Annotated in this window: 19 protein-coding genes and 1 pseudogene; 6 read left to right on the top strand and 14 right to left on the bottom strand. The window is 69.0% G+C overall.

All coding sequences use genetic code 11. The features are described 5' to 3' along the window. Nucleotides 1-2: 2 nt before the first annotated feature. From ABD691_RS23055 to ABD691_RS23070, 4 genes are all read right to left on the bottom strand, one after another. Nucleotides 3-965: a glycoside hydrolase family protein gene (locus ABD691_RS23055; protein ID WP_344682989.1), complete on the bottom strand. Its 963-nt coding sequence runs from the start codon at nucleotides 963-965 to the stop codon at nucleotides 3-5. Between the two features lie 84 nt (nucleotides 966-1,049). Beyond that, nucleotides 1,050-2,396 carry a diguanylate cyclase domain-containing protein gene (locus ABD691_RS23060; RefSeq protein ID WP_344682990.1) on the bottom strand — a complete coding sequence of 449 codons (1,347 nt, stop codon included), beginning with the start codon at nucleotides 2,394-2,396 and terminating at the stop codon, nucleotides 1,050-1,052. Nucleotides 2,397-2,403: 7 nt separating this feature from the next. Next, entirely contained in the window at nucleotides 2,404-2,880 is a 477-nt protein-coding gene (locus ABD691_RS23065) for a hypothetical protein (protein WP_344682992.1), read from the bottom strand. 90 nt (nucleotides 2,881-2,970) lie between these two features. Next, nucleotides 2,971-4,290 (bottom strand): flavin-containing monooxygenase, encoded by a 1,320-nt coding sequence (locus ABD691_RS23070; protein WP_344682994.1) that lies wholly within the window; start codon nucleotides 4,288-4,290, stop codon nucleotides 2,971-2,973. 82 nt (nucleotides 4,291-4,372) lie between these two features. Between ABD691_RS23070 and ABD691_RS23075 the strand changes: the two genes are divergently transcribed. Next, nucleotides 4,373-4,996: a MerR family transcriptional regulator gene (locus ABD691_RS23075; protein ID WP_344682995.1), complete on the top strand. Its 624-nt coding sequence runs from the start codon at nucleotides 4,373-4,375 to the stop codon at nucleotides 4,994-4,996. 240 nt (nucleotides 4,997-5,236) lie between these two features. Continuing rightward, nucleotides 5,237-5,830: a DUF6801 domain-containing protein gene (locus tag ABD691_RS23080; protein WP_344682997.1), complete on the top strand. Its 594-nt coding sequence runs from the start codon at nucleotides 5,237-5,239 to the stop codon at nucleotides 5,828-5,830. Nucleotides 5,831-5,929: 99 nt separating this feature from the next. Here ABD691_RS23080 and ABD691_RS23085 read toward each other — a convergent pair whose 3' ends face one another. Next, on the bottom strand, nucleotides 5,930-6,622 hold the full coding sequence (locus ABD691_RS23085) for a nucleoside/nucleotide kinase family protein (protein WP_344682998.1): 693 nt from the start codon (nucleotides 6,620-6,622) through the stop codon (nucleotides 5,930-5,932). A gap of 54 nt (nucleotides 6,623-6,676) precedes the next feature. Further along, on the bottom strand, nucleotides 6,677-8,050 hold the full coding sequence (locus ABD691_RS23090) for a sugar porter family MFS transporter (protein WP_344682999.1): 1,374 nt from the start codon (nucleotides 8,048-8,050) through the stop codon (nucleotides 6,677-6,679). 170 nt (nucleotides 8,051-8,220) lie between these two features. On the opposite strand from ABD691_RS23090, the gene ABD691_RS23095 reads away from it, so the two are divergent. Then, on the top strand, nucleotides 8,221-9,207 hold the full coding sequence (locus ABD691_RS23095; protein ID WP_344683000.1) for a LacI family DNA-binding transcriptional regulator: 987 nt from the start codon (nucleotides 8,221-8,223) through the stop codon (nucleotides 9,205-9,207). 135 nt (nucleotides 9,208-9,342) lie between these two features. Continuing rightward, nucleotides 9,343-9,600 (top strand): annotated as a pseudogene (locus ABD691_RS33780) (IS5 family transposase); the annotation flags it as partial. A gap of 31 nt (nucleotides 9,601-9,631) precedes the next feature. Here the strand turns inward: ABD691_RS33780 and ABD691_RS23100 are convergent. From ABD691_RS23100 to ABD691_RS23130, 7 genes are all read right to left on the bottom strand, one after another. Next, nucleotides 9,632-10,459, bottom strand: a complete 828-nt coding sequence (locus ABD691_RS23100) for an SAM-dependent methyltransferase (protein WP_344683001.1) — start codon at nucleotides 10,457-10,459, stop codon at nucleotides 9,632-9,634. Nucleotides 10,460-10,583: 124 nt separating this feature from the next. Further along, nucleotides 10,584-11,606 (bottom strand): aldo/keto reductase, encoded by a 1,023-nt coding sequence (locus tag ABD691_RS23105; RefSeq protein ID WP_344683003.1) that lies wholly within the window; start codon nucleotides 11,604-11,606, stop codon nucleotides 10,584-10,586. 10 nt (nucleotides 11,607-11,616) lie between these two features. Then, nucleotides 11,617-12,681, bottom strand: a complete 1,065-nt coding sequence (locus tag ABD691_RS23110; RefSeq protein ID WP_344683004.1) for an ABC transporter ATP-binding protein — start codon at nucleotides 12,679-12,681, stop codon at nucleotides 11,617-11,619. Nucleotides 12,682-12,708: 27 nt separating this feature from the next. Next, the gene (locus tag ABD691_RS23115; RefSeq protein WP_344683006.1) at nucleotides 12,709-14,355 is read right to left on the bottom strand and encodes a glycoside hydrolase family 13 protein; all 1,647 of its coding nucleotides are present in this window, start codon (nucleotides 14,353-14,355) and stop codon (nucleotides 12,709-12,711) included. 28 nt (nucleotides 14,356-14,383) lie between these two features. Further along, nucleotides 14,384-15,220 (bottom strand): carbohydrate ABC transporter permease, encoded by an 837-nt coding sequence (locus ABD691_RS23120; protein WP_344683008.1) that lies wholly within the window; start codon nucleotides 15,218-15,220, stop codon nucleotides 14,384-14,386. Further along, nucleotides 15,217-16,212 carry a carbohydrate ABC transporter permease gene (locus ABD691_RS23125; RefSeq protein ID WP_344683010.1) on the bottom strand — a complete coding sequence of 332 codons (996 nt, stop codon included), beginning with the start codon at nucleotides 16,210-16,212 and terminating at the stop codon, nucleotides 15,217-15,219. Before ABD691_RS23125 ends, ABD691_RS23120 begins: the two co-directional genes overlap by 4 nt. A gap of 13 nt (nucleotides 16,213-16,225) precedes the next feature. Then, nucleotides 16,226-17,479, bottom strand: a complete 1,254-nt coding sequence (locus tag ABD691_RS23130; RefSeq protein ID WP_344683012.1) for an ABC transporter substrate-binding protein — start codon at nucleotides 17,477-17,479, stop codon at nucleotides 16,226-16,228. Nucleotides 17,480-17,858: 379 nt separating this feature from the next. On the opposite strand from ABD691_RS23130, the gene ABD691_RS23135 reads away from it, so the two are divergent. Next, a complete protein-coding gene (locus ABD691_RS23135) occupies nucleotides 17,859-19,061 on the top strand; it encodes an ROK family protein (protein ID WP_344683014.1) in 1,203 nt (400 codons plus the stop codon). A 595-nt stretch (nucleotides 19,062-19,656) separates the two neighbouring features. After that, nucleotides 19,657-21,597, top strand: a complete 1,941-nt coding sequence (locus ABD691_RS23140; protein ID WP_344683016.1) for an NACHT domain-containing protein — start codon at nucleotides 19,657-19,659, stop codon at nucleotides 21,595-21,597. Here ABD691_RS23140 and ABD691_RS23145 read toward each other — a convergent pair. Beyond that, nucleotides 21,594-22,619, bottom strand: a complete 1,026-nt coding sequence (locus ABD691_RS23145) for a CPBP family intramembrane glutamic endopeptidase (protein WP_344683017.1) — start codon at nucleotides 22,617-22,619, stop codon at nucleotides 21,594-21,596. The two genes, ABD691_RS23140 and ABD691_RS23145, sit on opposite strands and share 4 nt — an antisense overlap. Nucleotides 22,620-22,627: the final 8 nt, after the last annotated feature.

A 22,627-nucleotide genomic window follows, 5' to 3' on the forward strand; every position in this document is an offset into this window, starting at 1 on the left:
CCTCAGGACCGGGGCAGAGTCACCATCGGCGAACCGTCCGCGGCGAACGAGACCGGCATCGGATCGCTGAGGTCTCCGGCGAAGCGGCCGTGCTCGTCGAACTGGCGCCACGCGAAGAACAGCCATTCCCCGTCGTGGTGCAGCAGGCGTCCGGCGTAGTACCGGTTGTCCGGATCGCCCGCGAAGAAGCGGTCGCGATCGGGTGCGTAAGGCCCGAACTTCGATTGAGAGGTCAAGTAGTGCGTGCCGCCTTCGGCCGCGGTACCCGGCCGGGAGAGCCGTGCGGCGCTGTGGTCCTCCGGGTGCGCGCAGAACAGAACCCGCCAGGCACCACCGAGGTACACCAGCTGCGGAACCTCCAGCTGGGCGAACTCCCCCGGCACGCTCACCGGCGGGCCGACCTGCCACGAGCTGAGGTCGTCGGACCAGGCGTGCGCGAGCACACCACGCCCGTCCGGCGGGCCCTCGCCGGCCCGAGCGGTGATCAGCAGGTGGAACCGCTCGCTTTCGTGGTCGAAGCAGGCCCAGGGGTCGCGCCACGCCTCCTCGCGGACACCGGGGCCGAGCTTTTCGTACCAGCGGCCGTCGGCTTCCAGCACCATCCCCTGTTTGCGCCAGTGGAGCAGATCGTCGGACGTGGCCATTCCGATCCGTTGCACCGCGCCGTCCTCGCGGGTGGAAAGCCCGGTGTAGAACAGATGCCACCGCCCGTCATGGCGCAGCACGGAGCCGGTCCAGGTGGCCAGGTCGTCGAAGGTTCCGGGTTCGCCCACGCCGAGCGGCGGGGCAAGCACCTCCCAGGTCAGCAGATCGCGCGAGACGGCGTGCCCGATCCGGGCGTGGCGGTGCCGCCGGTCGGGGTCGCCGAGCGACCGCGGCGCGTGCAGGAAGAAGACGTGCACGTCGTCGCCGTGCTCGGCGAACCAGAAGTCCCAGACCCAGTGGTCGGGCAGGCGAAGCGACATCGTGTTCCTCCTCGAACCGGTGGCGGGTTCCTGGTCACGCCGCGCAGGCGTGTCGTTCAGCGCGGGACACAGCCCGTTGACGGGTCATCGAGGTGCGTGCCTGTTCTTGAGGCTGTACATGTTCCGGTCGGCGCAATGCACCAGGTCGTCCGGTGCGGTATCCGGGTTCTGGGTGATCGCGAGCCCCACGCTGGCGCGGAGTGTGACGCGGTGCCCGGCGATGACGCGCTCGGTTCGCAGACGTTGCCGGATCCGGTCCCGGAGGACCTCGGCAGCCGCCACGTCGGGCAGGTGACTGACCACCGCGAACTCGTCTCCGCCGATGCGCGCCACGGTGTCGTCGGGGCTGACTCCGTTCAACAGCTCGTCGGCGGTGGCGATGAGGAGCTGATCGCCGACCGCGTGGCCGTAGCGGTCGTTGACCGGTTTCAGCTCGTCGAGATCCGCGACGAGCACCGTCACCACGCCGCCGTTCCGCCTCAGCTGGGCGAGGCCGTGTTCGAGCCGGTCGGCGAACAACGCGCGGTTGGCCAAGCCGGTCAGCGGATCGTGGAGTGCCAGATGCGCGAGGGTCGTGTCCGTCATGCACCGCTCGCTGAGCGCTTCGTACTGGCTCACCAGGTACATCGGCCGGTCATCGGCACCGGGCACCACGCTGGTGCGGACGAGCGCCCACAGCGGGTGCCCGTCCTTGTGCCGGTACCGCTTCTTCAGGCTCACCGAACCGACCCTGCCCGCGACGAGGTCGGCGAGCGCCGCGGCTTCGCTTTCGGGGTCGACGGCGTAGGTGGCGTCGGAACAGCGCATCGACAGCATCTCGTCCCTGGTGTATCCGAGCAGCTCGCACCACGCGTCGTTGACCGCGGTCCAGTCGCCGTTGAGGTCCAGCAGCGCCATGCCGACAGGAGCGCTGCCGAAAGCCCTGCTCCAGAGCATCGCGCTCTCCCGGGGATCGCTGATCTCCTCGAACTGCGCCAGCAGCACACGCCGGTGATCGGAATCGTTGATGACCGACGTGTACCTCCGCACCCAGATGATGGCGCCATCGGAGCGCCGGAGCCCCTTTTCGACCGAGGGCGCACCTGCTCCGCCGGTGAGCGTCTCCGCATCGGCGGCGGAACAGTCGAGAGCGCCCAGGCCGTGGCGCAGCAAGCAGGCACGGTCGTACCCGGCCAAAGAGCACAACGCCTCGTTGACGTGCAAGCAGCGTCCTTCTGGATCGAGCAACGCCATCGGAGTCGTGGTCTGGTCGAGAAGCGTCTGCCACTGCATCGCGCCGATGTCGGGCGCCGGTGGGATCGGGCAATCGACTGACGACATGTCCGAAGTCCGTCGTGCCACACGCGTCCCTCCTGCACCGCGCATAGCGCCGGACACCGTTCGGGCAAGCCGCCAAACCGCTTTCGCGCTTACCTCGCTCTCGTCGGACACGTTCCTGTCAGGCCGCAGAGCCATGCCGTACCTCGTGAGAGCGACGGCTTTCGAGCGCAGCCGCCAGGCTGGCCCGGCAGGTTCGGATGATCTGCCGCGTCGCCGCGGTGTCAGGGGTCCTGCGGCAGCGCGTGCAGATCACCTCGACCGAACCCGACACCTCGTCCACCGCGACCGAAGCCTCGGCTTCGCAGCTCCGGCACCAGCGGTGTCCGGTCACGACGATGACGTGCACAGGCGAATGAACGCACTCGTGTGCCCATCGACGATGCACGTGGCAGGAGGTGCGCTCCAGCGCCTGGAGTTCCTCGTTCTCCTCCGCGGCGTCCTCCACCACCAACGTGTCCGCCAAGCGGCGATCACGCACATCGGCGTAGCGCTCACCAAACCGCAGGATCTCCACCGGTCCGGGCCGGGGCCGCAACGGACGCCGCGACTCGGAACGCTCGGCCTCGGTCCGTTCGGGGCAGGCGTGGAGGAACATGGCGTCAACCTCGCTAGGTCCACTTCGTCGGAGTTGCATCCAGTGTCTTTGGACCCGATCGCGGACACATTCGTGCGAGTACCTAGATGACTACGTATCCGGGGTGCTTACGCAGTCGGTCAGAGACGCCGTGGGGTTGGTTCGCAAGAGGTGGTCGGTGTGGATGTGGCGTGCGATGAGACGTCCGTTTTCCACGTTGGCTCCGATGCCGACCGGGCCGAGGGAGTTTCCGTCCGGCAGGCCGGCGTAGTACAGGCCGGGGATCGCCCCGAAGATGCCCCTGTCCTGGATCGGTGCGCCGTTGCCGTCGAGTACGCGGTCCGGCAGGATCCGGTAGTCCGGGCCGAACCCGGTGCACCAGATGATCGTCGTGATGTTGTGGTGGGCCAGGTCGAGCTTGTCGCCGAAGTCGGCGATGCGATCCAGGTCGACACCGACCGCCGGGTCCGGATCGGGTGCCACGAAACCCCGTTGCCGGATACCGGTGTCGATCTTGTCGGTGATCCGCCGGAACTCGCGGTCGGCGGCCTTCGCGATGGCGACGACGTTGTCTTCCAGCAGGAGAACACCGTGTTGCGCTCCGCGGGTGGAACCGACGAGAACGACTCCCTTCGCCGCGAGGGTTCCGAGGTTGAGCGCCTGGACCCAGTCCTTCGCGGCGCTCACCGGCAGGCCGGGCAGGATCGGGCGGCCGTCGGCTCCGTCCGGATCCACCGTGACGAAATCCTCGTACAGGGGGAAGACGGCCATCCATTCGTGGAGGCCGCGGCCGCGGTAGTGGCGGGGCCACGCGCGGTGGCGGCCGACCGACATGAACACCTCGCGCCCGGCGTCGGCGAGTTCGTCGGCGATCTGCTGGCCGCTGATTCCCGAACCCACGACGAGGACGGCTCCCGCCGGAAGGCGCTCGGGATTGCGGTAGTGGCGCGAGTGGATCTGGTGGACCGACGGGTCGAGATCGGATGCCACCTCCGGGACTCGGGGGCTGGCGTAGCCCCCGACCGCCACGACGAGATTGCGGGACTCGATGACACCGCCGGTGGACAGCCGGGTCCGGAACCGCACCTCGTCGTGCGCGGACGTGGGGAGGCATTCGACCTCCCGCACGGGCGTGTGCTGGCGCACCCGCAGATTCCGCTTCCGCACGTAGCGGCGCAGGTGACCGGCCAGCTCCGGCCCCGTCATGCAACCGCCGGGGTCGTCGCCGTCGTACTCCCAGCCGGGAAACCGGACCGTCCGGTTTCCGCTGCCGACCAGCAGGCTGTCCCAACGCTCGTGCGCCCAGGCCTGACCGATCTCCCCCTTTTCCAGGACGATCGCTTCACGGCCCAGCTCCTGCAGGGCCGCAGCCACCCCGCACCCCTGCTGACCGGCGCCGACGACAACGGTCTCCGCATGCTCAACTTCCACCGGAATCAGACCTTTCACTTTACTTAGGTTTGCCTTAGTCGAAGCTTGCCGGATGAAGTTGACTTGATGTCAAATGGAACCCGTGAACGATCGCGCGGTCTCCATCGGCCAAGCAGCGGCGCTCTACGACCTCGCACCGTCCACGGTGCGGTGGTGGGAACGCCAGGGCGTGCTCGACCCGCCCGCCCGCGACGGCGGCAGGCGGATCTACCGCGACGCCGACCTCCGCCGCATCGGAGTCGCCTACCTGTGTTGCGTGGTCGGGAAAATGCCGCTGGACAAGGCCGCCGTCGTCACCTCCGGCAAGAGCACGCACGAGGCCTGGCAACGGACCGTCAGCGAGCGGATCACGTTGCTGGAGCGGCAGATCAGCCAGCTGGAGGCCGCGAAGGACTACCTGCGGCACCTGCTCAGCTGCGAGGACGACGACATCGCGGAGTGCCGCTTCCTCGCACGCGAGCTGTCCGCGAACACTCCACGCGGGCGGGCCTCCGATGCCGATCTCGTCACCGCCGCCCGCAGCGCACGAACGGCGGAGGCGCGTGACGAAAACCCGGCAGATCGCTCTCCGCGTGACGAAAACACCGCGCTCTGCGCCGGTTGTCCACGGCCGGTGGAGCGGTCATCCCGAGGCAGGCCCCGGAAGTACTGCTCACGTGCCTGTCAGCAACGCGCCTACCGCGCACGCCACCGAGACCGGGCTTGACGGCGCGAACAACGCCGGAATCCAGAAAGAACCAACGGGGCGCGAATTCTCATCCGGGATGCAGCCGAGCGGCGCAAGACCTGCATTCCGGTGCTAGTTTTCCGGTCCCGGTCGGGGAAATCGACGGGCTTGCTTGTGCCTTCGCCGCGATCGCCACTAGCTTCCCGGCCAGTGCGAACCGGACTCGGTTCGGCTCGGGTACCCGTAGTCCGCTTCCCTTCGACGAAGAAAGGACCGGGAGTGAACGCAACAACGATCCCCCTCACCCGCCGTACGACCGGAATCCTCGGCGTGCTCGTGGCCGCCCTGATGCTCTTCGGCGCCGGTGTGGCCGGTGCCGCGGACAAGACCTTGACCTGGAAGGGCGACTTCCCGGCCATCGGCGAGCAGACCGTCAAGACGGTCGTGCGCACCGAGATCCCGCAGAAGGCGTCCCCGGGCCAGACCCTCACCGTGCCGTTCACCCTGGACGTGGACGCCGGGGAGGCCGCCGCCCAAGGGCTGCGGTTGGTCGGTGCCACCAAGCTCTCCGGCACCATCCACTCCTCGGTGACGCTGACCGGCAGCGACGGACGGACCGTCCCGGTGGCGGTGGAACTGCCCATCCCGGAGACGCCGGTCCCGCCGGAGGGCACGTTGACCTTCAGCGCGAAGGGCTCGGTCGAGGTCACCGTTCCGGCCGACGCCGCGCCCGGCCAGGCCACCAGCGCCGCCGACCCGAACGCGACCACGCACGTGGAGACCGACGCCCCGGAGCTCGGCAAGTTCGACGTGCAACTGACCCTGTCCCCGCCGGACCAGGACACCGTCCTGGGCACCACCCAGATCGGCTGATCCGCGGATGGCCCCGCACGGGGCCGGGATTCCCCCGGCCCCGTGCACCCGCTCCACCGAGACCGGTCGTCCTGCTGAACGCAGTCGCGGTGACCGCCCCTAGCGACCTGCCACCCACGCGCCGTCCTCAAGACCGAGGACGCAGCGCGTAGCAGCCGGGCGGGTGGCCGCGACCGCGGTCGCGTTGACCTCGTCGACAGTCTCGATCCAGCGTCGGGCCGCGTCGGGGTCCTTGCCGAAGGCGATGTGCCGCCGCAGGAGCCGTTCCCGCCGCAACTGGTCGTCGACCTCGCAGAACCAGACCTCGTCGACGACGTCGCGGACGTCGCGCCAGGGTTCGCGCTCGTCGAGCAGGTAGTTCCCTTCGGTCACGACCAGCTGTGCCGACGACGGGATGGGAATGCTGCCCGCGATCGGTTGCTCGACGGCGCGGTCGAAGCTGGGCACGTAGACGGTTCCGGCTCGTTCGCGGATCCGGCGCAGGGTGGCCAGGTATCCGTCGGCGTCGAAGGTGGTGATGGCACCTTTGCGGTCCGCCAGCCCCTGGCGCGCGAGTTCGTCGTCGGCCAGGTGGAAGCCGTCCATCGGGAGCCACACGGCTTCGATCCCGCGCAGTTCTGCCATTTCGACGAGGTCCTGGGCCAGGCTTGACTTCCCGGCCCCCGGACAGCCGGCGATGGCCAGCAGCACCTGGGGGCGCTGCGCGAGCAGGTCCGCCAGCCAGCCGGCCACCGTCGCGTCCAGGCGGGGATGGGCACTCCGGTCGTGCCGGACCACGTCTTGGTCGATCACTGCTCCTCCGACACCTTTCTCGTCCAACGGCTCGGCGCACATCCCCGCCGGCCGCTACTTCTGCCCGCCGCGCAGGGACTTCTCGATGTCCTCCAAGCTGCGGCCCTTGGTCTCCGGCAACTTGCGGTACAGGTAGACCATGCCCAGCAGGCCGAGCACGCCGTAGATCCAGAACAGGCCGGTGGCCGTGAACATCTGGATCAGGGTCAGCACCGAGACCGAGATGAGGAAGTCCAGGCCCCAGTGCGTCACGGTGCCGACACCGGCGGCCTTGCCGCGCACGGCGGTCGGGAAGATCTCGCTGTTGATCAGCCAGATCGCCAGGCCCAGGCTGGCGGCGAAAGCCGCTTCGTAGACCATCAGCCCGACGGTCAGCAGCGTGCCCAGGCCCTGCACGCTGGGCAGCAGGTACAGCGCGCCCAGGCCGAACAGCACCGCGATCACCACTCCGGTGCCGCCGATGAGCAGTGGCCGGCGTCCGACCCGGTCGATGAGCAGCAGCGCGATCGCGGTGAACACCATGTTCGTCGCGCCGATCCCGACCGAGGACAGGATCGCGGCCGAGTCGCCCAGACCGGCCTGCTTGAGGATCGTCGGCGCGTAGTAGATGACCGCGTTGACACCGACGAGCTGGTTGGTCGCCGCGACCGCGACGCCCAGCAGCACCGCGGGCCGCAGCCGGGGGCGGACCAGGTCGCGGTAGGAGAAGCGGCTCTCCTCGCGCATCGCCGCCGACATCTCGGCCAGCTCGGCCTCGGCGTCCTCCGGGGACCGGGTCCTGAGCAGCGCCTGCCGCGCGTCGTCGGTGCGGCCCCGGGAGAGCAGCCAGCGCGGGCTCTCCCCCAGCATCAGCAGCCCCACCAGCATCGCCAGCGACGGGATCACCGCCAGGCCGAGCATCCAGCGCCACCCGCCGCTTTCGGCGAAGGCGTAGCCGACCAGGTAGGAGGCGAAGATGCCGATGGTGATCATGAGCTGGTTCATCGACACCAGCCGGCCGCGGCTGGCAGGCGGGGCGATCTCGGCGATGTAGGTGGGCACCACCAGCGAACTGGTGCCGATCGCCAGCCCGAGCAGCACCCGCGCCAAGATCAGGATCTCGGCGTTGACCGCCGCGGCCGACAGCAGCGCGCCCACGCTGAACACGATCGAGACCAGCACCAGCGTGCTCTTGCGGCCCATCCGGTCGACGACCGGGCCGCCGCCGATCGACCCGACGATGGCGCCCAGCAGCAGGGAAGCCACCACGAACTGCTGCATGCCGTCGGACAGCCCGAACGCGGGAGCGATGTAGAGCAGGGCGGCGGAGATGACGCCGGTGTCGTAGCCGAAGAGCAGACCGCCGAGGGCGGCGATCGTCGAGGCTCCGATGACGGCGCCGCGCCCGTGTCGCGCGGACCTGGGCGGGCTGAGCTGAGCGGTGCTCATGTGGATGCCTTCCTGGCGTGGCGCGGCGGTGTGGTGTAACGCACCGCTGTCGTTGAGTGTTCGAGACCGTAAACCCGAGTTAAGCGCTTGCGCAAGCGCTTGCCTGGTATCGTCCGGCGGAGAGGCCGCACCACAGCGGCGTCGACGGCCGACTCGACGAGGAGCAGGCGATGGCGACCACGGCCGACGTGGCCCGCATGGCCGGTGTGTCCACCGCGACCGTGTCGCACGTCATCAACGGCACCAGGAAGGTCCGCGAGGAGACCCGGCGACTGGTCGAGGAGGCCATCGAGGCGACCGGCTACAGCCCGAACACGCTGGCCCGCTCGCTGGCCACCGCCAGCACCCGCTCGATCGCGGTGGTGATGTCGGCGATCACCAACCCCTACTTCGGCCAGGTGCTGCAGGGCGTCGAGTCCGAGGCGGTGCGGCACGGCTACACGCTGCTGCTGGCCGACTCCCGCGACGATCCCGACCACGAGCTCCACCTGGTGCGCGGCATGCACGAACGCCGCGTCGACGGCATCATCCTCGCGGCCTCGGCGGTGCCGAAGCGGACCCTCGAATACCTCTCCGCGCACGAACTGCCGGTGGTGCTGGCCGACCGGCTCGTCGACGACCACTACGACCAGGTCGGGGCGGACAACGCCGAGCCGACGGCCGAACTGGTCGACCACCTCGCGCACCGCGGACACCGGCGGATCGGCCTGGTCGCAGGCCGCCGCGGCCTGGCCACCACCGAGGAGCGGGTGCGCGGATTCCGGGAGGGCCTGCGCCGCAACGACCTCGAACCCGACCCGGACCTGCTGGCGGAGGGCCACTCGCTGACCGAGTCAGCGGTGGAGGCGACCCGCCGCCTGCTCGACCACCGGCCGACCGCGCTGATCACCGCCAACAACGGAATGACCATCGGCGCGATGCAGGCGCTCGGCGAGGCCGGGCTCCGGGTTCCGGCCGACATCGCGCTGGTCGGCTTCGACGACTTCCTCTGGGCGGAGTGGTTCGCACCGCGGTTGACCGTGATCGCCCAGCCCTGCGGCGACATCGGGACCGAGGCCGCGCGCCTGCTGCTGCGCCGAATCGGCGCCCCCGGCGTCGAACCCGAGACGCACCGCCTGCCGTCCCGGTTCGTGCACCGCGACTCCTGCGGCTGCTGAAAGCTAGGCGGTGTTTAGGAAGTTGGGGCGGTGTCGTAAATAGGTGAGGTCTCCGGTAGGTAGATCAACCACCAATCGAAGATCCACCTCGCCTGCGAGCAAGGACGCAAGCCACTATCGATGTTGGTCTCGGCCAACCGGCGCTATCTCCGCCGACGAGCGATTCCGGCCACGATCCCGGTCCCGAAAGACCAAGCCGCCCACCGCCGCACACGCGGCCGGACCGGTGGACGCCCGCCCGCGTTCGCCCCCGCGACCTACCAGCAGCGTCACGCCGTCGAATGCGGCATCAACCAGCTCAAACAACACCGGGCCGTCGCCAGCCGTTACGACAAACTCGCCGTCCGCTACCACGCCACCCTGCACGTCGCCGCCATCGACATCTGGCTCCGCGACCTAACCAAAACCCATTCCCAAACAGCACCTAGGCGCGCGGCAGGATTCCCACGGCGCCGTAGACGTTGCCGCGTCGCGCCTCCTCGTCGGTCACCGGCCGGTCGGGCCGCCACTGCGCGGCGGGCACCACTCCTGGTTCGACCAGGGTGTAGCCGGGCAGCAGCGCGGCCACCTCCTCCCGGCTGCGCAGGTGCAGCTGCGGCGTCGAGGTGTTGGCCAGCAGGCCCCGGATACCGGCGACTTCCTCGTCGGTGCGGGTCATCTGGGCGTTGTTCGACACGGCCAACGCGCTGCCGGGCACGCATGCGTCCCGATAGCGGCTGATCAGCCCGGCTCCGTCCAGGCTCGGGATGATGTCGAGGATGCCGAAGGCCAGCACCGCGATCGGACGGGCGAAGTCGAACAGGCCGGCCACGCCCGGGGCGTTGAGCACCGCTTCCACGTCGCACGCGTCCGCTTCGGTGACCGTCACCCGATGTTCTTCCGCACCGAGCAGGTGCCGGGCGTGGTGGCACGCGACGGGTTCCCAGTCCACATAGGCCACGCGCGCAGCGGGGTTGTGCTCGTGGGCGATCTCGTGCACGTTGCCCACCGTCGGCACGCCCGAGCCCAGATCCAGGAACTGGTCGATCCCGGCCTCCGTGACCAGGTAGCGCACCGCTCGGCCGAGGAACCCGCGGTTGGCCCAGCAGTAGTCCCGTTCCGTCGGCGCGATCCGCAGCGCCTGCTCAGCCGTTTCCCGATCGATGGCGAAGTTCGCGGACCCACCGAGGAAGTAGTCGTACATCCGCGCGATGTTGGGATGGGTCAGATCCGCGTGCCTTACCTGGGCTGCCAACTCCGTATCGTCGGTCATACCCGCAGGCTACACTCCGCGTTCTTCGTCTTGGACACGAACGGGCATCGCTTGAAATGCGCGCCAGCCGCGGTCCCGGGCACGAACGGGGTGGCCGCACTCGTGCGACCACCCCGGCGCCGGCTCAGAACTCGCGACTGCGCTGCTCCAATCCCATTGTGCCGTAAGGGTAATCCGCAGCGCCCGGATCGCTGACGGTGTCGAGCAGTGCGGTTTCCTCCGGTGACAGGTGCAGATCAGCCGCGTCCAGGTTGTCGTCGAGCTGGCCGAGCGTGCGCGCACCGAGGATCACCGAGCTCACCGCGGGCCGGTCGGCAACCCAGGCCAGCGCGACCTGCGCTGAGGAGACACCGCGGTCGCCGGCGATCTTGCGCAGCGCCTCGATGACGTCCCACGTGCGTTGGCTGCGGTTGCGGGGCTCGTAGGCCTCGGTGCCACGCTCGGGGTCCTCCCCCAGCCTGGTCTGCCCCACCGGCCGCTCGTCGCGCGCGTACTTCCCGGTCAGCCAGCCGCCGCCGAGCGGCGACCACGGCAGCAGTCCCAGCCCGTTGGCACGCGCGGCGGGCACGATCTCCCACTCGATCTCCCGGACCAGCAGGTTGTACTGCGGCTGGAGCGTGACCGGCCGGGCCAGGCCGCCGAACTCGGCCAGGTCCACGGCCCGCTGCAACTGCCATCCGGTGAAGTTGGACAGACCGACGTAGTGCACCTTGCCCGCGCGCACCGCGTCGTCGAGGAACCGCAGCGTTTCCTCCAGCGGGGTGCGGGGATCGTAGGCGTGCACCTGGTACAGGTCCAGGCACTCGACCCCGAGCCGGGCGAGCGAAGCGTCCAGCGCTGTCGCCAGGTGCTTGCGCGACAGACCGACGTCGTTCGGGCCGGTCCCGGTCGGGAACCGGCCCTTGCTCGCCAGCACCACGTGGTCGCGCACCGACGCCGGCTGCCTGGCCAGCCAGCGGCCGATGATCTGCTCGCTCGCACCGGCGTTGTAGACGTCCGCGGTGTCGACGAGCGTGCCACCGGCGGCGGCGAACCGGTCGAGCTGGTCGTGCGCGTCCTGCTCGCCGGTTTCCTTTCCGAAGGTCATCGTGCCGAGCGCGAACGCCGACACCGCACAACCGGTGCTGCCCAATGATCGGTACTGCACGGTTTTCTCCTCAGCTGTGGGTAAGGCGCTCTCCGGTCGAGGCGGAGAAGACGTGGATCTGGTCGGGAGCGATCCGCAGCCGGACCCGTTCGCCCTTGGCGGGCGCACTGCGCGGGTCCACCCGGGCGACGACGTCGGTGCCGCCCTCGGTCAGCGTGCAGTAGGCGTAGGCGTCCGAACCGAGCTCCTCGACGATCTTGACCACGGCCTCGTTCCCGACGGGAGCGACTTCGACCGCCTCCGGGCGGAACCCCACGGTGACGCTCCTGTCGTCGCTTGCTCCCCGGGGAAGCGGAACGTGCACGTCGCCGAGCCGCGCACCGCCCTCGGTCACCGCGCAGGTGACCAGGTTCATCCCCGGCGAACCGATGAACCCGGCCACGAACGCGTTCGCGGGCCGGTCGTAGAGCTCGCGCGGCGACGCGCACTGCTGCAGAACGCCCTCGTTGAGCACCGCCACCCGGTCCCCCATCGTCATGGCCTCGACCTGGTCGTGGGTGACGTAGACGGTCGTGACACCCAGCCGCCGCTGCAGCGCGGCGATCTGGGTCCGAGTGGAGACCCGCAGCTTGGCGTCCAGGTTGGACAGCGGCTCGTCCATGAGGAAGACCTGCGGTTCGCGGACGATGGCGCGGCCCATCGCCACCCGCTGGCGCTGACCGCCCGACAGCGCCTTGGGCTTGCGCTCCAGGTACTGCTCCAGGTCGAGCAGCTTCGCCGCCTCGGCGACCCGCTGCTGGATCTCGTGCTTGGGCCGACCGGCCATCTTCAGCCCGAAACCCATGTTCTGCGCGACGGTCATGTGCGGGTAGAGCGCGTAGTTCTGGAACACCATCGCGATGTCGCGGTCCTTGGGCGAGTGGTGCGTGACGTCGTGGTCTCCGATGCGGATCGCGCCCGCGTCAACGGTTTCCAGCCCGGCCAGCATGCGCAGGCTGGTGGACTTGCCGCAACCGGACGGCCCGACCAGCACCAGGAACTCGCCATCGCTGATGTCGAGGTCCAGTTCGTCCACCGCGGGCCGGTCGGCTCCGGCGTAGTTGCGGGTCGCCTTGTCGTAGGTGATGCCTGCCATCTCAGGGTCTCCTGCTCCGCTCGGAATTCACAGCGCCAGCCACACGGCGGTGTCGGGTGGGAGCCGGTCGCCGTCGAGCGGACCGCTGGCGAGCAGCACGCGGTCGTGCTCGGGCAGCGCGACGGGCGCGCCGGAAAGGTTGACCACGCAGGCGAATCCGGGCGTGCGGCGGAACGACAGCACGTCGGCATCCGCCTCCTGCCAGACCAGATCGCCCTCGCCCAGCGCGGGGTGCTCGCGGCGCAGGCGCAGCGCCGACCGGTACAGCTCCAGCATCGAGTCCGGGTCGCCCTGCTGGGCTTCGGCGGTGAGGGCGGCCCAGGACTCCGGCTGCGGCAGCCACGGCTGGGCGTCGCAGCCCTGCGGGCTGAAGCCGAACGGCGGCTTGGCCCCGGACCACGGGATCGGCACCCGGCAGCCGTCGCGGCCGGGCTCGGTGCGACCGGAACGCTCCCAGGTCGGGTCCTGGCGCAGTTCGTCGGGCAGGTCCTCGACCTCGGGCAGCCCCAGTTCCTCGCCCTGGTAGACGTAGGCGCCGCCGGGCAGCGACAGCGACAGCAGCGCGGCGGCGCGGGCCCGCCGGGTGCCGAGCGCGAGGTCGACCTCGCCGTCGCGCTGGAACGTGGTGCCCGGCAGCCAGTCCACCGCCGGGCGACCGTAGCGGCTCGGGTGGCGGACCACGTCGTGGTTGGACAGCACCCAGGTGGCGGGCGCGCCCACGGAGTTCAGGTTGGTCGTGGTCGTGTCGATGACCTCGCGCAGCCGCCCGGCGTCCCAGGGGCACTGCAGGAAGTCGAAGTTGAACGCGGTGTGCAGGGCGTCCTCGCGCACGTAGTTGGCCAGTCGGCGGGGCGTGTCCGCCCACGCCTCGGCGACGAACTTGCGGTCGCCGTCGTAGGAATCGGCGATCCGCCGCCAGCTCCGGTAGATCTCGTGCACGTCGTCGCGGTCCCAGTGCGGGTGCTCACCGTCGGGGTAGACGTACCCGGACCCCTGCGGCGCCACGACGTCCGGCAGCTCGGGGTCCTTGGTCAGGCCGTGGGCGACGTCGATGCGGAAGCCGTCGACGCCCCGGTCGAACCAGAACCGCAGGATCGACTCGAACTCCGCGCGCACCTCCGGGTGCGCCCAGTTCAGGTCGGGCTGCTCGGGGGCGAACAGGTGCAGGTACCACTCGCCGTCGGGCACCCGGGTCCAGGCCGGGCCCCGGAAGCAGGACTGCCAGTTGTTCGGCGGCAGCGAACCGTCCGGGCCGCGCCCCGGCCGGAACACGTAGCGCTGCCGCTCCGGGCTTCCCGGCCCGGCGGCCAGTGCCGCCTGGAACCACTCGTGCCGGTCGGAGGTGTGGTTGGGCACGATGTCGGGGATGACCTTGATCCCGTGCTCGTGGGCTTCGCCGATCAGCCGCTCGGCCTCGGCCAGCGAGCCGAAGCGCGGGTCGATGTCGCGGAAGTCGGCCACGTCGTAGCCGGCGTCGGCCTGCGGCGAGACGTACCACGGGTTGATCCAGATCGCGTCGACGCCGAGATCGCGCAGGTACGGCAGTCGCGAGCGGATACCCGCGATGTCGCCCATCCCGTCGCCGTTGCCGTCGGCGAAGCTGCGGATGTAGACCTGGTAGATCACCGCGTCCCGCCACCACGGGGTCGCGGACGTCTCGATCGAGTCGGGCATGGGGGCTTCTCCTCGGAAGGTGGTGGGGCTACTTGACTCCGCCGGCGGTGAGCCCGGCGACGATGCGGCGCTGGAAGACGAGCACGGCGATCACCAGCGGGACGGTGACCACGACTCCGGCGGCCATCTGGGTGCCGAAGGGCTGCTCGAACCCCTGGGCGCCGGTGAACTTCGAGATCGCGACGGTGACCGTCTGCATCTCCTTCTTGTTCACCATGGACAGCGCGATGATGAACTCGTTCCACGCCATGATGAAGGTCAGGATCGCGGTGGTGAACACGCCGGGAGCGGCCAGCGGCAGGATGACCTTGCGGAAGGCCTGCGCGGGCGTGCACCCGTCGACCATCGCGGCGTGCTCCAGTTCCACCGGCATCTGCCGGAAGAACGCGGTCAGGTTCCACACCGCCAGCGGCAGCGCGAACGACAGGCTGGGCGTGATCATCGACTGGTAGGTGTTGATCCAGCGCAGGTCGGTGAACAGCTCCAGCAGCGGCACCACCAGCGAGATCCCCGGGAACATGCTGCACGCGATGATCAGCGCCACCACGACCGCACGGCCCCGGAACTCCAGCCGTGCCAGCGCGTAGGCCGCCGAGATGCCGATGACCAGCGTCAGCAGCGTGGTGCAGCCCGCGACGAACAGGCTGTTGAGCAGCGCCCGGCCGAACCCCGTGCCCGGTGCGAACACCGCGAGGAAGTTCTCGACCGACCACACGCGCGGGACGGGGAAGTTGTCGAACTGGTCCGACGGACGGCGGAACGCGGTGGCCACCATCCAGTAGAACGGCGCGAGGCAGTACAGCACGATGACCGCGATGCCCAGCATGGGGAGCCAGCGCTTGAACTTCGGCGCCAGGGTTGTCATGACGTGACCGCCTTCCGCTTGCTCCTGCGGGCTTCTCCGATGACGTCGGCGCCGAGCAGCTTGACGAAGGCGAACGCCACCACTGCCACGTAGGCGAACATGATCGTCGCGTAGGACGCCGCGAGTCCGTAGTGGATGTTGGTGGCCTCCTGCCACGCCAGCATCGACAGCGTCTCCACCGACTGCTTCTGCTGGCCGATCAGCACGAACGGCAGGTCGAACATGCGCAGCGAGTCCAGCAGCCGGAACAGCACCGCCACCAGCAGGGCCGGTTTCACCAGCGGCAGGGTGATGCTCCAGAACCGCCGCCACGGCCCGGCGCCGTCGACCGTCGCGGCCTCGTAGAGCTCCTTCGGGATCATCTGCAACCCCGCCAGCGTCAGCAGCCCGACGAACGGCGCGGTCTTCCACACCTCGGCCACGATCACGGCGAACTTGGCGGCGGTGCCGTCGGAGCTCCACAGGATCTGCTGTCCCAGCAGCACGTTCGCGATGCCGTCCGGCGCGAAGATCCACCGCCACAGCAGGCCGGACACCGCCGTGGGAATCGCCCACGGCACCAGGACGCTGGCGCGCACCAGGCCGCGACCCCGGAAGGCGCGGTGCATGATCAGCGCCATCACCATGCCCAGCACCGCTTCCAGCACGACCGTGGTCACGGTGAAGAACGTGGTGTTGGCCAGGGCGTTCCAGAACCGGGGCGCACCCGATCCAACGATCGCGTCGACGTAGTTGTTCAGCCCGGCGAACTGCGGCTCGTCGATGACGAAGCCGTCAGCGTCCAGGCGCTCGCTCTCGGTGAAGAAGGACTGGCGCAGCGCCGCGAGGATCGGGTACACGGCCACCAGGCCGAGCACGAGCAGCGTCGGCGAGACCAGCGCAGCCGCCAGCCGTGCCGAGGAGGAGCGCCTGCGGCCGGGTCTTCTGGGCGGGCGCTTGTGGTTCACCGCGCCCTGAGCGCGGACCAGCGTGTTGTTCATCGTCGTCGTCATGGGGTTTCCTCTGTCACGGCCTGGTCAGCAGGTCGAGCCGTCGTTGCAGGTCCGCCAATGCCTGTTCGGAGGTCTTGGCACCGCGCAGCGCGTCGTAGACCTCGTCCTGGACCGCCTGGGTGACCTCGCCGTAATCGACCACGCGGGGCCTGGGTTCGGCGCCGAGGATCGACTCCTTGAGCACCGGCAGGTACGGGAACTTCGCCCGCAGGGCCGGATCGTCGTAGACCGAGCTGAGCGTGGGCGCGAAGGATCCCCTGTCCAGCATCACCTTCTGCTGCTGCTCGCCGGTCCGGAACTTGATGAAGTCCAGCGCGGTCGCCTTGTTCTCGGCGTAGGCCGAGATCGCCAGGTTGTGCCCCCCGAGGCTGGAGACGCCGGAACCGTCGGCGCCGGGCAGCGGGGCGACCGCGAACTTGCCCGCCACCGCAGAGGATCCGTCGGTCTTGCTCAGGTTGGACCACTGGGAGGGCCACCACCGGCTGAACACCACGCCGCCCTCCTGGAAGGCCCGGCGCGACTCCGGCTCCTTGAAAGCGATGGCCTCCTTCGGGATCGTCCCGGAGCGGAATCCCTGGACCAGGAAGTCGAGCCCGCGCCTGGCCTCGGGGGTGTCCACGCGCGGCCTGCCGTCGTCGCCGACGATCTGGCCGCCCGCGCTGTTGATCGCCTCGGCGAAGTTGGCGGACAGCCCCTCGTACTTCTCGAACTGCCCGATGTAGCACGACATCCCGGCCGCCTCGGGCAGCGTCCGGACCCGGTCGCACACCTGCCGCATCTCGTCCCAGGTCGTCGGCGGTACCGCGCCGACCCGGTCCAGCAGGTCCTTGCGGTAGTAGAGCATCGCACCGTCGGAGGTGGCCGGAACGGCGACCAACCGCCCTCGGTAGTGCGCGGTCTCCAGGTTCGGCGGGACGAAGGCCGGTAGGTCGAACTGCTCCTTCGGCAGTTCGACGATCCACCGGTGCGCGGCGAACTCCGAGGTCCACACGTTGTCGAGGTCCAGAACGCTGAAGGCGTCGGACTTGGTCTGAGCGTTCTGGATCATCTGCTGGCGCTGGTCGTCACCGGAGGCGGGGAGTTCGATCAGCTCGACCGGCTCGCCGGGATGCGTCCGGTTCCATTCCGCGACGATGCGGGGCGTCGCTCCGGTGTCGTCCTTGCCGGTGGCGAAGGTGATCGGCCCCCGGCCTTCCAGCTTCCCGGCGTTGTCCTCGCCCTCGGACCCACCGCCGCAGGCCGCGGTGAACAGCAGCCCGCTGATCATGATCGATACAGTGCTCGCACGTCTCAGCCTCAAGTCGATCCCCTTCGATACGACCGTCGCGAACTCGGCAGGATGCGGGCGCCCGCACGGGCGCCGCGCGCCACGATCAGGTGGCGGCTGGCGGGCCGCGGCAGCGGGAGCGGGTCGCGCTCACCGCCACTCGAGACGGCCCGGTTTCTTTGGAGTTAAATTAAGTACAGGGAAGGTAAGCTGTGGCCGCGACCACGTCAAGACCCTCCAGGCCACCGGTTCCAAGGCGGAGCTGATCAGCCATAGCGCAGATGCACCTGCGAAAACGGGCCGATCTAAAGGTTTGACGTCCGTGTCGCCGCCTTCTTAACATCAGACTTTCTTCGAAGTTGACGAAAGGGGACGCCCGGTGACCTCGCAGGCGGCAGACCGCCACCGCGCCGCGATCCTCGCGCTGGCGGGCACCACCGGCTCACTGAGCCGGTCCGAGATCGCCCAGCGGCTGGAGCTCAGCGCCGCGACGGTCACCCAGCTGACCAAGGAGATGCTGGCGCAGGGCCTGCTGGAGGAGCTGGCCCCGGCGCCCTCCCGCGGCGGCCGTCCCGTGCAGCCGCTCGGCCTGGCGGGCACGGCCCCGCACGCGCTCGGCGTCAAGGTCACCCCCGACCACCTGGCGATCGCCGACGTGGCGCTCGACGGCACCGTCCGCGAAGTCGTCGAGCACGACTTCGACCCCGGGTCGGCCGATGCGTTCGGCGTTCTCACCGACACCCTGCTCGCGGTCGCCGAGAAGTGCGAGGGTGGCGCCGACTCGCTGCTGGGCGTCGGCGTCGGCGTCCCGGGCGGGGTCAGCGATCCCGGCGAAGGCGTGGTCAACGCCGACATCCTCGGCTGGCGGGGGCTGCCGCTGGGCCGGCGGCTGCGCGCGAGCCTCGGGCTGCCGGTGCTGGTGGACAACGACGTGAACGCGCTCGCGGTCGCCGAGCGCCTCTACGGACGGGGACGAACGCACCGCGACTTCCTCATCGTCACCATCGGCGTCGGCATCGGCGCGGCGATCATCGCCAACGGCAGCGTGTACCGGGGCGCGCACGGCGACGCCGGGGAACTCGGGCACACCCCGGTCGACCCGTCCGGTCCGCAGTGCGTGTGCGGCAACCGCGGCTGCCTGGAGGCGATCATCGGCGACCGCGCACTGCTGGCCGAGGCGCACGGACGTGGAATCCTGGCGCCGGACCACGGCATCGCGGAACTGCGCGCGGCAGCCGACCGGGGCGACACCGAGGCGCAGGAGATCTTCCGCGACGCCGGGGAAATCCTGGGGCGCGCGGTGGCCGGGCTGGTCAACGTGGTCGACCCGGAGACGGTCGTGCTCCACGGAGAGGGAACCCCCGCGTGGAAGCACTGGCAGCCGGGCTTCGAACCCGCGCTGCGCGCGCATCTTCCCCTGATGCGCAACGGCATTCCGGTCGAGGTCGACAGCTACGACGACCGCGGCTGGGTCCAGGGCGCCGCCGGGCTGGTCATGTCCGTGCCCGTCGACTCGACGGGCACGGCCAAGGAGCAGGAGAACGCCGTCCGGTCCCGCCTGCTCCGGGCAGCCGTGCGCTGAGCGGAATTCCGGACGGGCAAAGGGGACGTGCTCCGGAAACCGTCTCGGCGGCACTGGCGATGCGGTCGTCCGGCACCGAGCGCAACGGCCGCAGCAGCGCCGCCGACGCGAACGATGGCTCCAGTGATCGCGTCTGGAGTCATCGCGATCCGGTCGCGCATTTCCGAGGTACTTGCCCGGGGCAGGGCTTGAAACGTACCTCCCCGCATCCCGCAACAGCGTCGTTCCCATGGTGCCTGGCACAAACAGGTGATCATTGACCGTTTGTGCTCAGGAGATGCTTAACACCGGTCAGTCGGGTTTGGCGCCTTTCCCGGTGGTGTAGAGCCGTGTGATGGGTTCGTGGTTGCGGTTGGGGCGGACGGCGATTTCTTCGCCTGGACTCGTCGCTGGACGCGCAGCGATCCCGCAGGCGGTGGGGCGGTGGGGAGACTGGGCGTGCTCCTCGCATCGTCAATGTTGCGAGATCTTCCGGTGTGAGCCGGGAAGGGATGGTGCGTAACAGGTTTCCCTCAAGGTCCGTTTTCAGAGTCGGTTTGGGGGATCCAGTTGTGATCATGCACGGTGCGCAGGCACGTGCGGCACACTGCACGATGTGGCGAAGGGCGATGAGATCCGTAACGAGCTCACGGGTCCTGGGGGCAGGAGTGTTCTCCAGATCGGCAAGGTGCATGGCGACCTGGTGTGGCAGCAACCGCCTGCTCCGCAGAGTGCGGACGAGTCGCTGCGCGAGGCCGTCTGGCGTCTGGCCCGCGCGGTCCGGGACGCCAGCACAGGGGTAGTGCAGAAGTGGGGAATCAGCGGTTCTGGCGCGTTGTCGGTGCAGTGGTGCACCGCCGACGACGACCTGGTCGATCACTGGGAGAACATCCACGACAGCAACGAGCCCGTGCCCCTGGAGGGGCACTTCACGGCCGTCCGGGAAACCTACCAGGCCGTTCGCTCGAAGCGACTGGTGATCGTGGGGCAGGCCGGGGCGGGCAAGACCGTGCTCGCCCACCGCCTGATTCTCGACCTGCTTGACACCGACGGCGTCACCGGGCCGGTGCCGGCGCTGTTCAGCCTCAGCGGCTGGAACCCCGACTCGACCGATCTCCAGCCCTGGTTGATCCAGCAACTCCTCCGGGACTTCGGGTTCCTGCACGACAAGAATCCCGTCACGGGCGAGACACAGGCCGAAGTCCTCGTCAAGGAGAAACTGATCCTTCCGGTCCTGGACGGCTTCGACGAGATCTCACACCAGCATCACCGTGCCGCGATCAGCAAGATCAGCAACATCGACTATCCGTTGGTCGTCACCAGCCGCCCAGACGAATACCGCGAGGCTGCTCACGCGGTCAAAGCAGTCGGCCGTGCCGCGGCCATCGAACTCCAGGCCGTCGCCCGCGAGGAGGCCCACCGGTTCTTACGCCTGAGTGCCAGCAAGTCCCGCAGCCGGGAATGGGACGCGGTGTTCGACCGGTTGAACACGCAACCCGATCAGACCGCCAGCCAGAACCTCACCCGCGTCCTGACCACACCGCTGATGGTCATGCTCGCCCGCACCGTCTATAACGACACCCCTGACCACGATCCCCACGATCTCCTGGACATCCAACGCTTCCCCATCGCTACGGCTGTGGAAGATCACCTCCTGGACGCCTACCTCGACACCGTCTATGCCCGCAGCGACGCCGGCCAGCGCAGCGCACGAGACCCGAACTGGGACCCCGACCGAGCCCGCCACTGGCTCGGTTACCTCGCCACCCACCTCACCCAACGCGACACCCACGACCTCACCTGGTGGTACCTGCCCGCAACCCTCCACCGCCGTACGCGCATCCTCGTCACCGCGGCCGTCTCCGGGCTCGCGGCCGGGCTCTGCATCGGGCTCGCGGCTGGGCTCAAGATGGGACTCGTGTCCGGGCTCACGATGGGACTCGTGTTCGGGCTCGGGTTCGAAGTGGTCTTCTATCGCTGGCTCGCGGAACGGGGACCGGAACGACTACGCCTGGGCCCACGATGGCGAGACCGTGAACCGCGCTCCTGGTTGTCGCACCACAAGAAATCCAGGTCCGAGTTCACCAGCGGGCTTGTGCTCGTAATTGTGATCGGGGTCGCGTTCGGGCTCATTTTCGAGCTCGCGGTTGGGCTCATGGTCGGGTTCGCAATGGTCATCGTGTTGGCTCTCGGAGATTCCTACGACCCCCACGCCACTGCCCCGTGGACGCTCTTGAGCCGTGACCGAGCGGTCGCACTCGTCCGAACGACCACGACGATCGTGCTTGGGTTCGGGCTTTCCTACGCGGGCACGAAACTCCCGTACGGGATCGCGTTCGGGTTCCTGTTGGGAATGTGGGGCTTGGCGTCCTCTTCGTGGGGGAGCTGGCTGATGTTCGCGCGCCTGTGGCTGCCACTGACCGGCCGCTTGCCGTGGCGGCCAAAACGTTTCCTCGAAGACGCCAACGCTCGCGGCGTACTACGCACCACAGGTGCGGTCTACCAATTCCGCCATACCCGGCTTCGCGATTACCTTGCAGACCACCACCGAAGCTAGCCCGACGGCACATCACGACAGATGAGCTCGGCACCCCGGGCTCGCGCGGACTTTGTCGAGGGTGTTGACGATTCGGGCGGTCCCGCCGAGGGGGTACGCAGTGGTCCCGTCTTTCGGGTGCACCACCAGACGATCGCGGTGATAACGATGACAGCGGCGGTGGGGACAAGCTGGTACGGCGTGCCCACGCCGGCGGAGCGGTCCTGCAGCTGGGCTCCGAGGTCCGCACGAAGATACGGGGCCACGATGAAGGAGACCGTGTTGAGGACGGCGTGGAGCATGGCCGCGATCTCAAGGCCGCCCGTGCGCCAGGTGATGATCGCCAGCGAGGTCCAAAGCACGAAGTACCACACGATGATGTACGGGTCGGTTGAGCCGTGGGCCGCGGTGAACAGCACGCTCGAAACCAGGACTCCGGCGACCAGTCCCGCCCGTGGCCCGCGGGCCCAGCTTCCAACAACGCGGAAGATCAGCCCACGCACGCCGTACTCCTCGCCGGTCGTCTGCAGCGGTGTGAGGAGCAGCGTGGCGATGAAGATGGCGATGAGGTCGGTATGCGACCAAGGAGCCTCCGCACCGGGCGTGACAAATCCGAGCACGATCACGACCATCCACATGGGACCGAAGACCAGGAGCGATTTGCCGAACAGGTCGAAACGGAACCGCGATGTCACGGAGCGCAGCGATGCGCCGGGCACGCCATAGAGCCACCGCTGGATGAGCGCGCTCCACGGCATGAGCAAGCCGAGGGAGATCATGGAGCTGGCGTGGTAGAGCGGCGTGTAGTCGGTACCACCCAGGATCGGAGGGGTGTTGCCCATCCGTACGTCGATTTGCGCAACCGCCATACCGATAGCCGTGGGGAAGATGACGAGCCCCGCCGCCAGAAGCACGATCGCGAAGATGCCACGAACGATGCGGCGTTTTTCGCCCGCAAGCACACGGTGGTATTCCACTCCGGCCGGAACCGACGCCGCGTTCTTGGGCCCGCCCGGGCTGAGCAGCCAATTCGGCTTGATCATCGTGGCCC

Source organism: Saccharopolyspora taberi, from assembly GCF_039534165.1.
Lineage (GTDB): Bacteria > Actinomycetota > Actinomycetes > Mycobacteriales > Pseudonocardiaceae > Saccharopolyspora_D > Saccharopolyspora_D taberi.

What these genes read in the sequence shown, in the direction of transcription:
- ABD691_RS23090 (WP_344682999.1), bottom strand. Translation starts at nt 8,050, where the DNA reads ATGAGCACCGCTCAGCTCAGCCCGCCCAGGTCCGCGCGACACGGGCGC.
- ABD691_RS23055 (WP_344682989.1), bottom strand. Translation starts at nt 965, where the DNA reads ATGTCGCTTCGCCTGCCCGACCACTGGGTCTGGGACTTCTGGTTCGCC.
- ABD691_RS23130 (WP_344683012.1), bottom strand. Translation starts at nt 17,479, where the DNA reads ATGATCAGCGGGCTGCTGTTCACCGCGGCCTGCGGCGGTGGGTCCGAG.
- ABD691_RS23125 (WP_344683010.1), bottom strand. Translation starts at nt 16,212, where the DNA reads ATGACGACGACGATGAACAACACGCTGGTCCGCGCTCAGGGCGCGGTG.
- ABD691_RS23115 (WP_344683006.1), bottom strand. Translation starts at nt 14,355, where the DNA reads ATGCCCGACTCGATCGAGACGTCCGCGACCCCGTGGTGGCGGGACGCG.
- ABD691_RS23110 (WP_344683004.1), bottom strand. Translation starts at nt 12,681, where the DNA reads ATGGCAGGCATCACCTACGACAAGGCGACCCGCAACTACGCCGGAGCC.
- ABD691_RS23095 (WP_344683000.1), top strand. Translation starts at nt 8,221, where the DNA reads ATGGCGACCACGGCCGACGTGGCCCGCATGGCCGGTGTGTCCACCGCG.
- ABD691_RS23065 (WP_344682992.1), bottom strand. Translation starts at nt 2,880, where the DNA reads ATGTTCCTCCACGCCTGCCCCGAACGGACCGAGGCCGAGCGTTCCGAG.
- ABD691_RS23100 (WP_344683001.1), bottom strand. Translation starts at nt 10,459, where the DNA reads ATGACCGACGATACGGAGTTGGCAGCCCAGGTAAGGCACGCGGATCTG.
- ABD691_RS23120 (WP_344683008.1), bottom strand. Translation starts at nt 15,220, where the DNA reads ATGACAACCCTGGCGCCGAAGTTCAAGCGCTGGCTCCCCATGCTGGGC.
- ABD691_RS23145 (WP_344683017.1), bottom strand. Translation starts at nt 22,619, where the DNA reads ATGATCAAGCCGAATTGGCTGCTCAGCCCGGGCGGGCCCAAGAACGCG.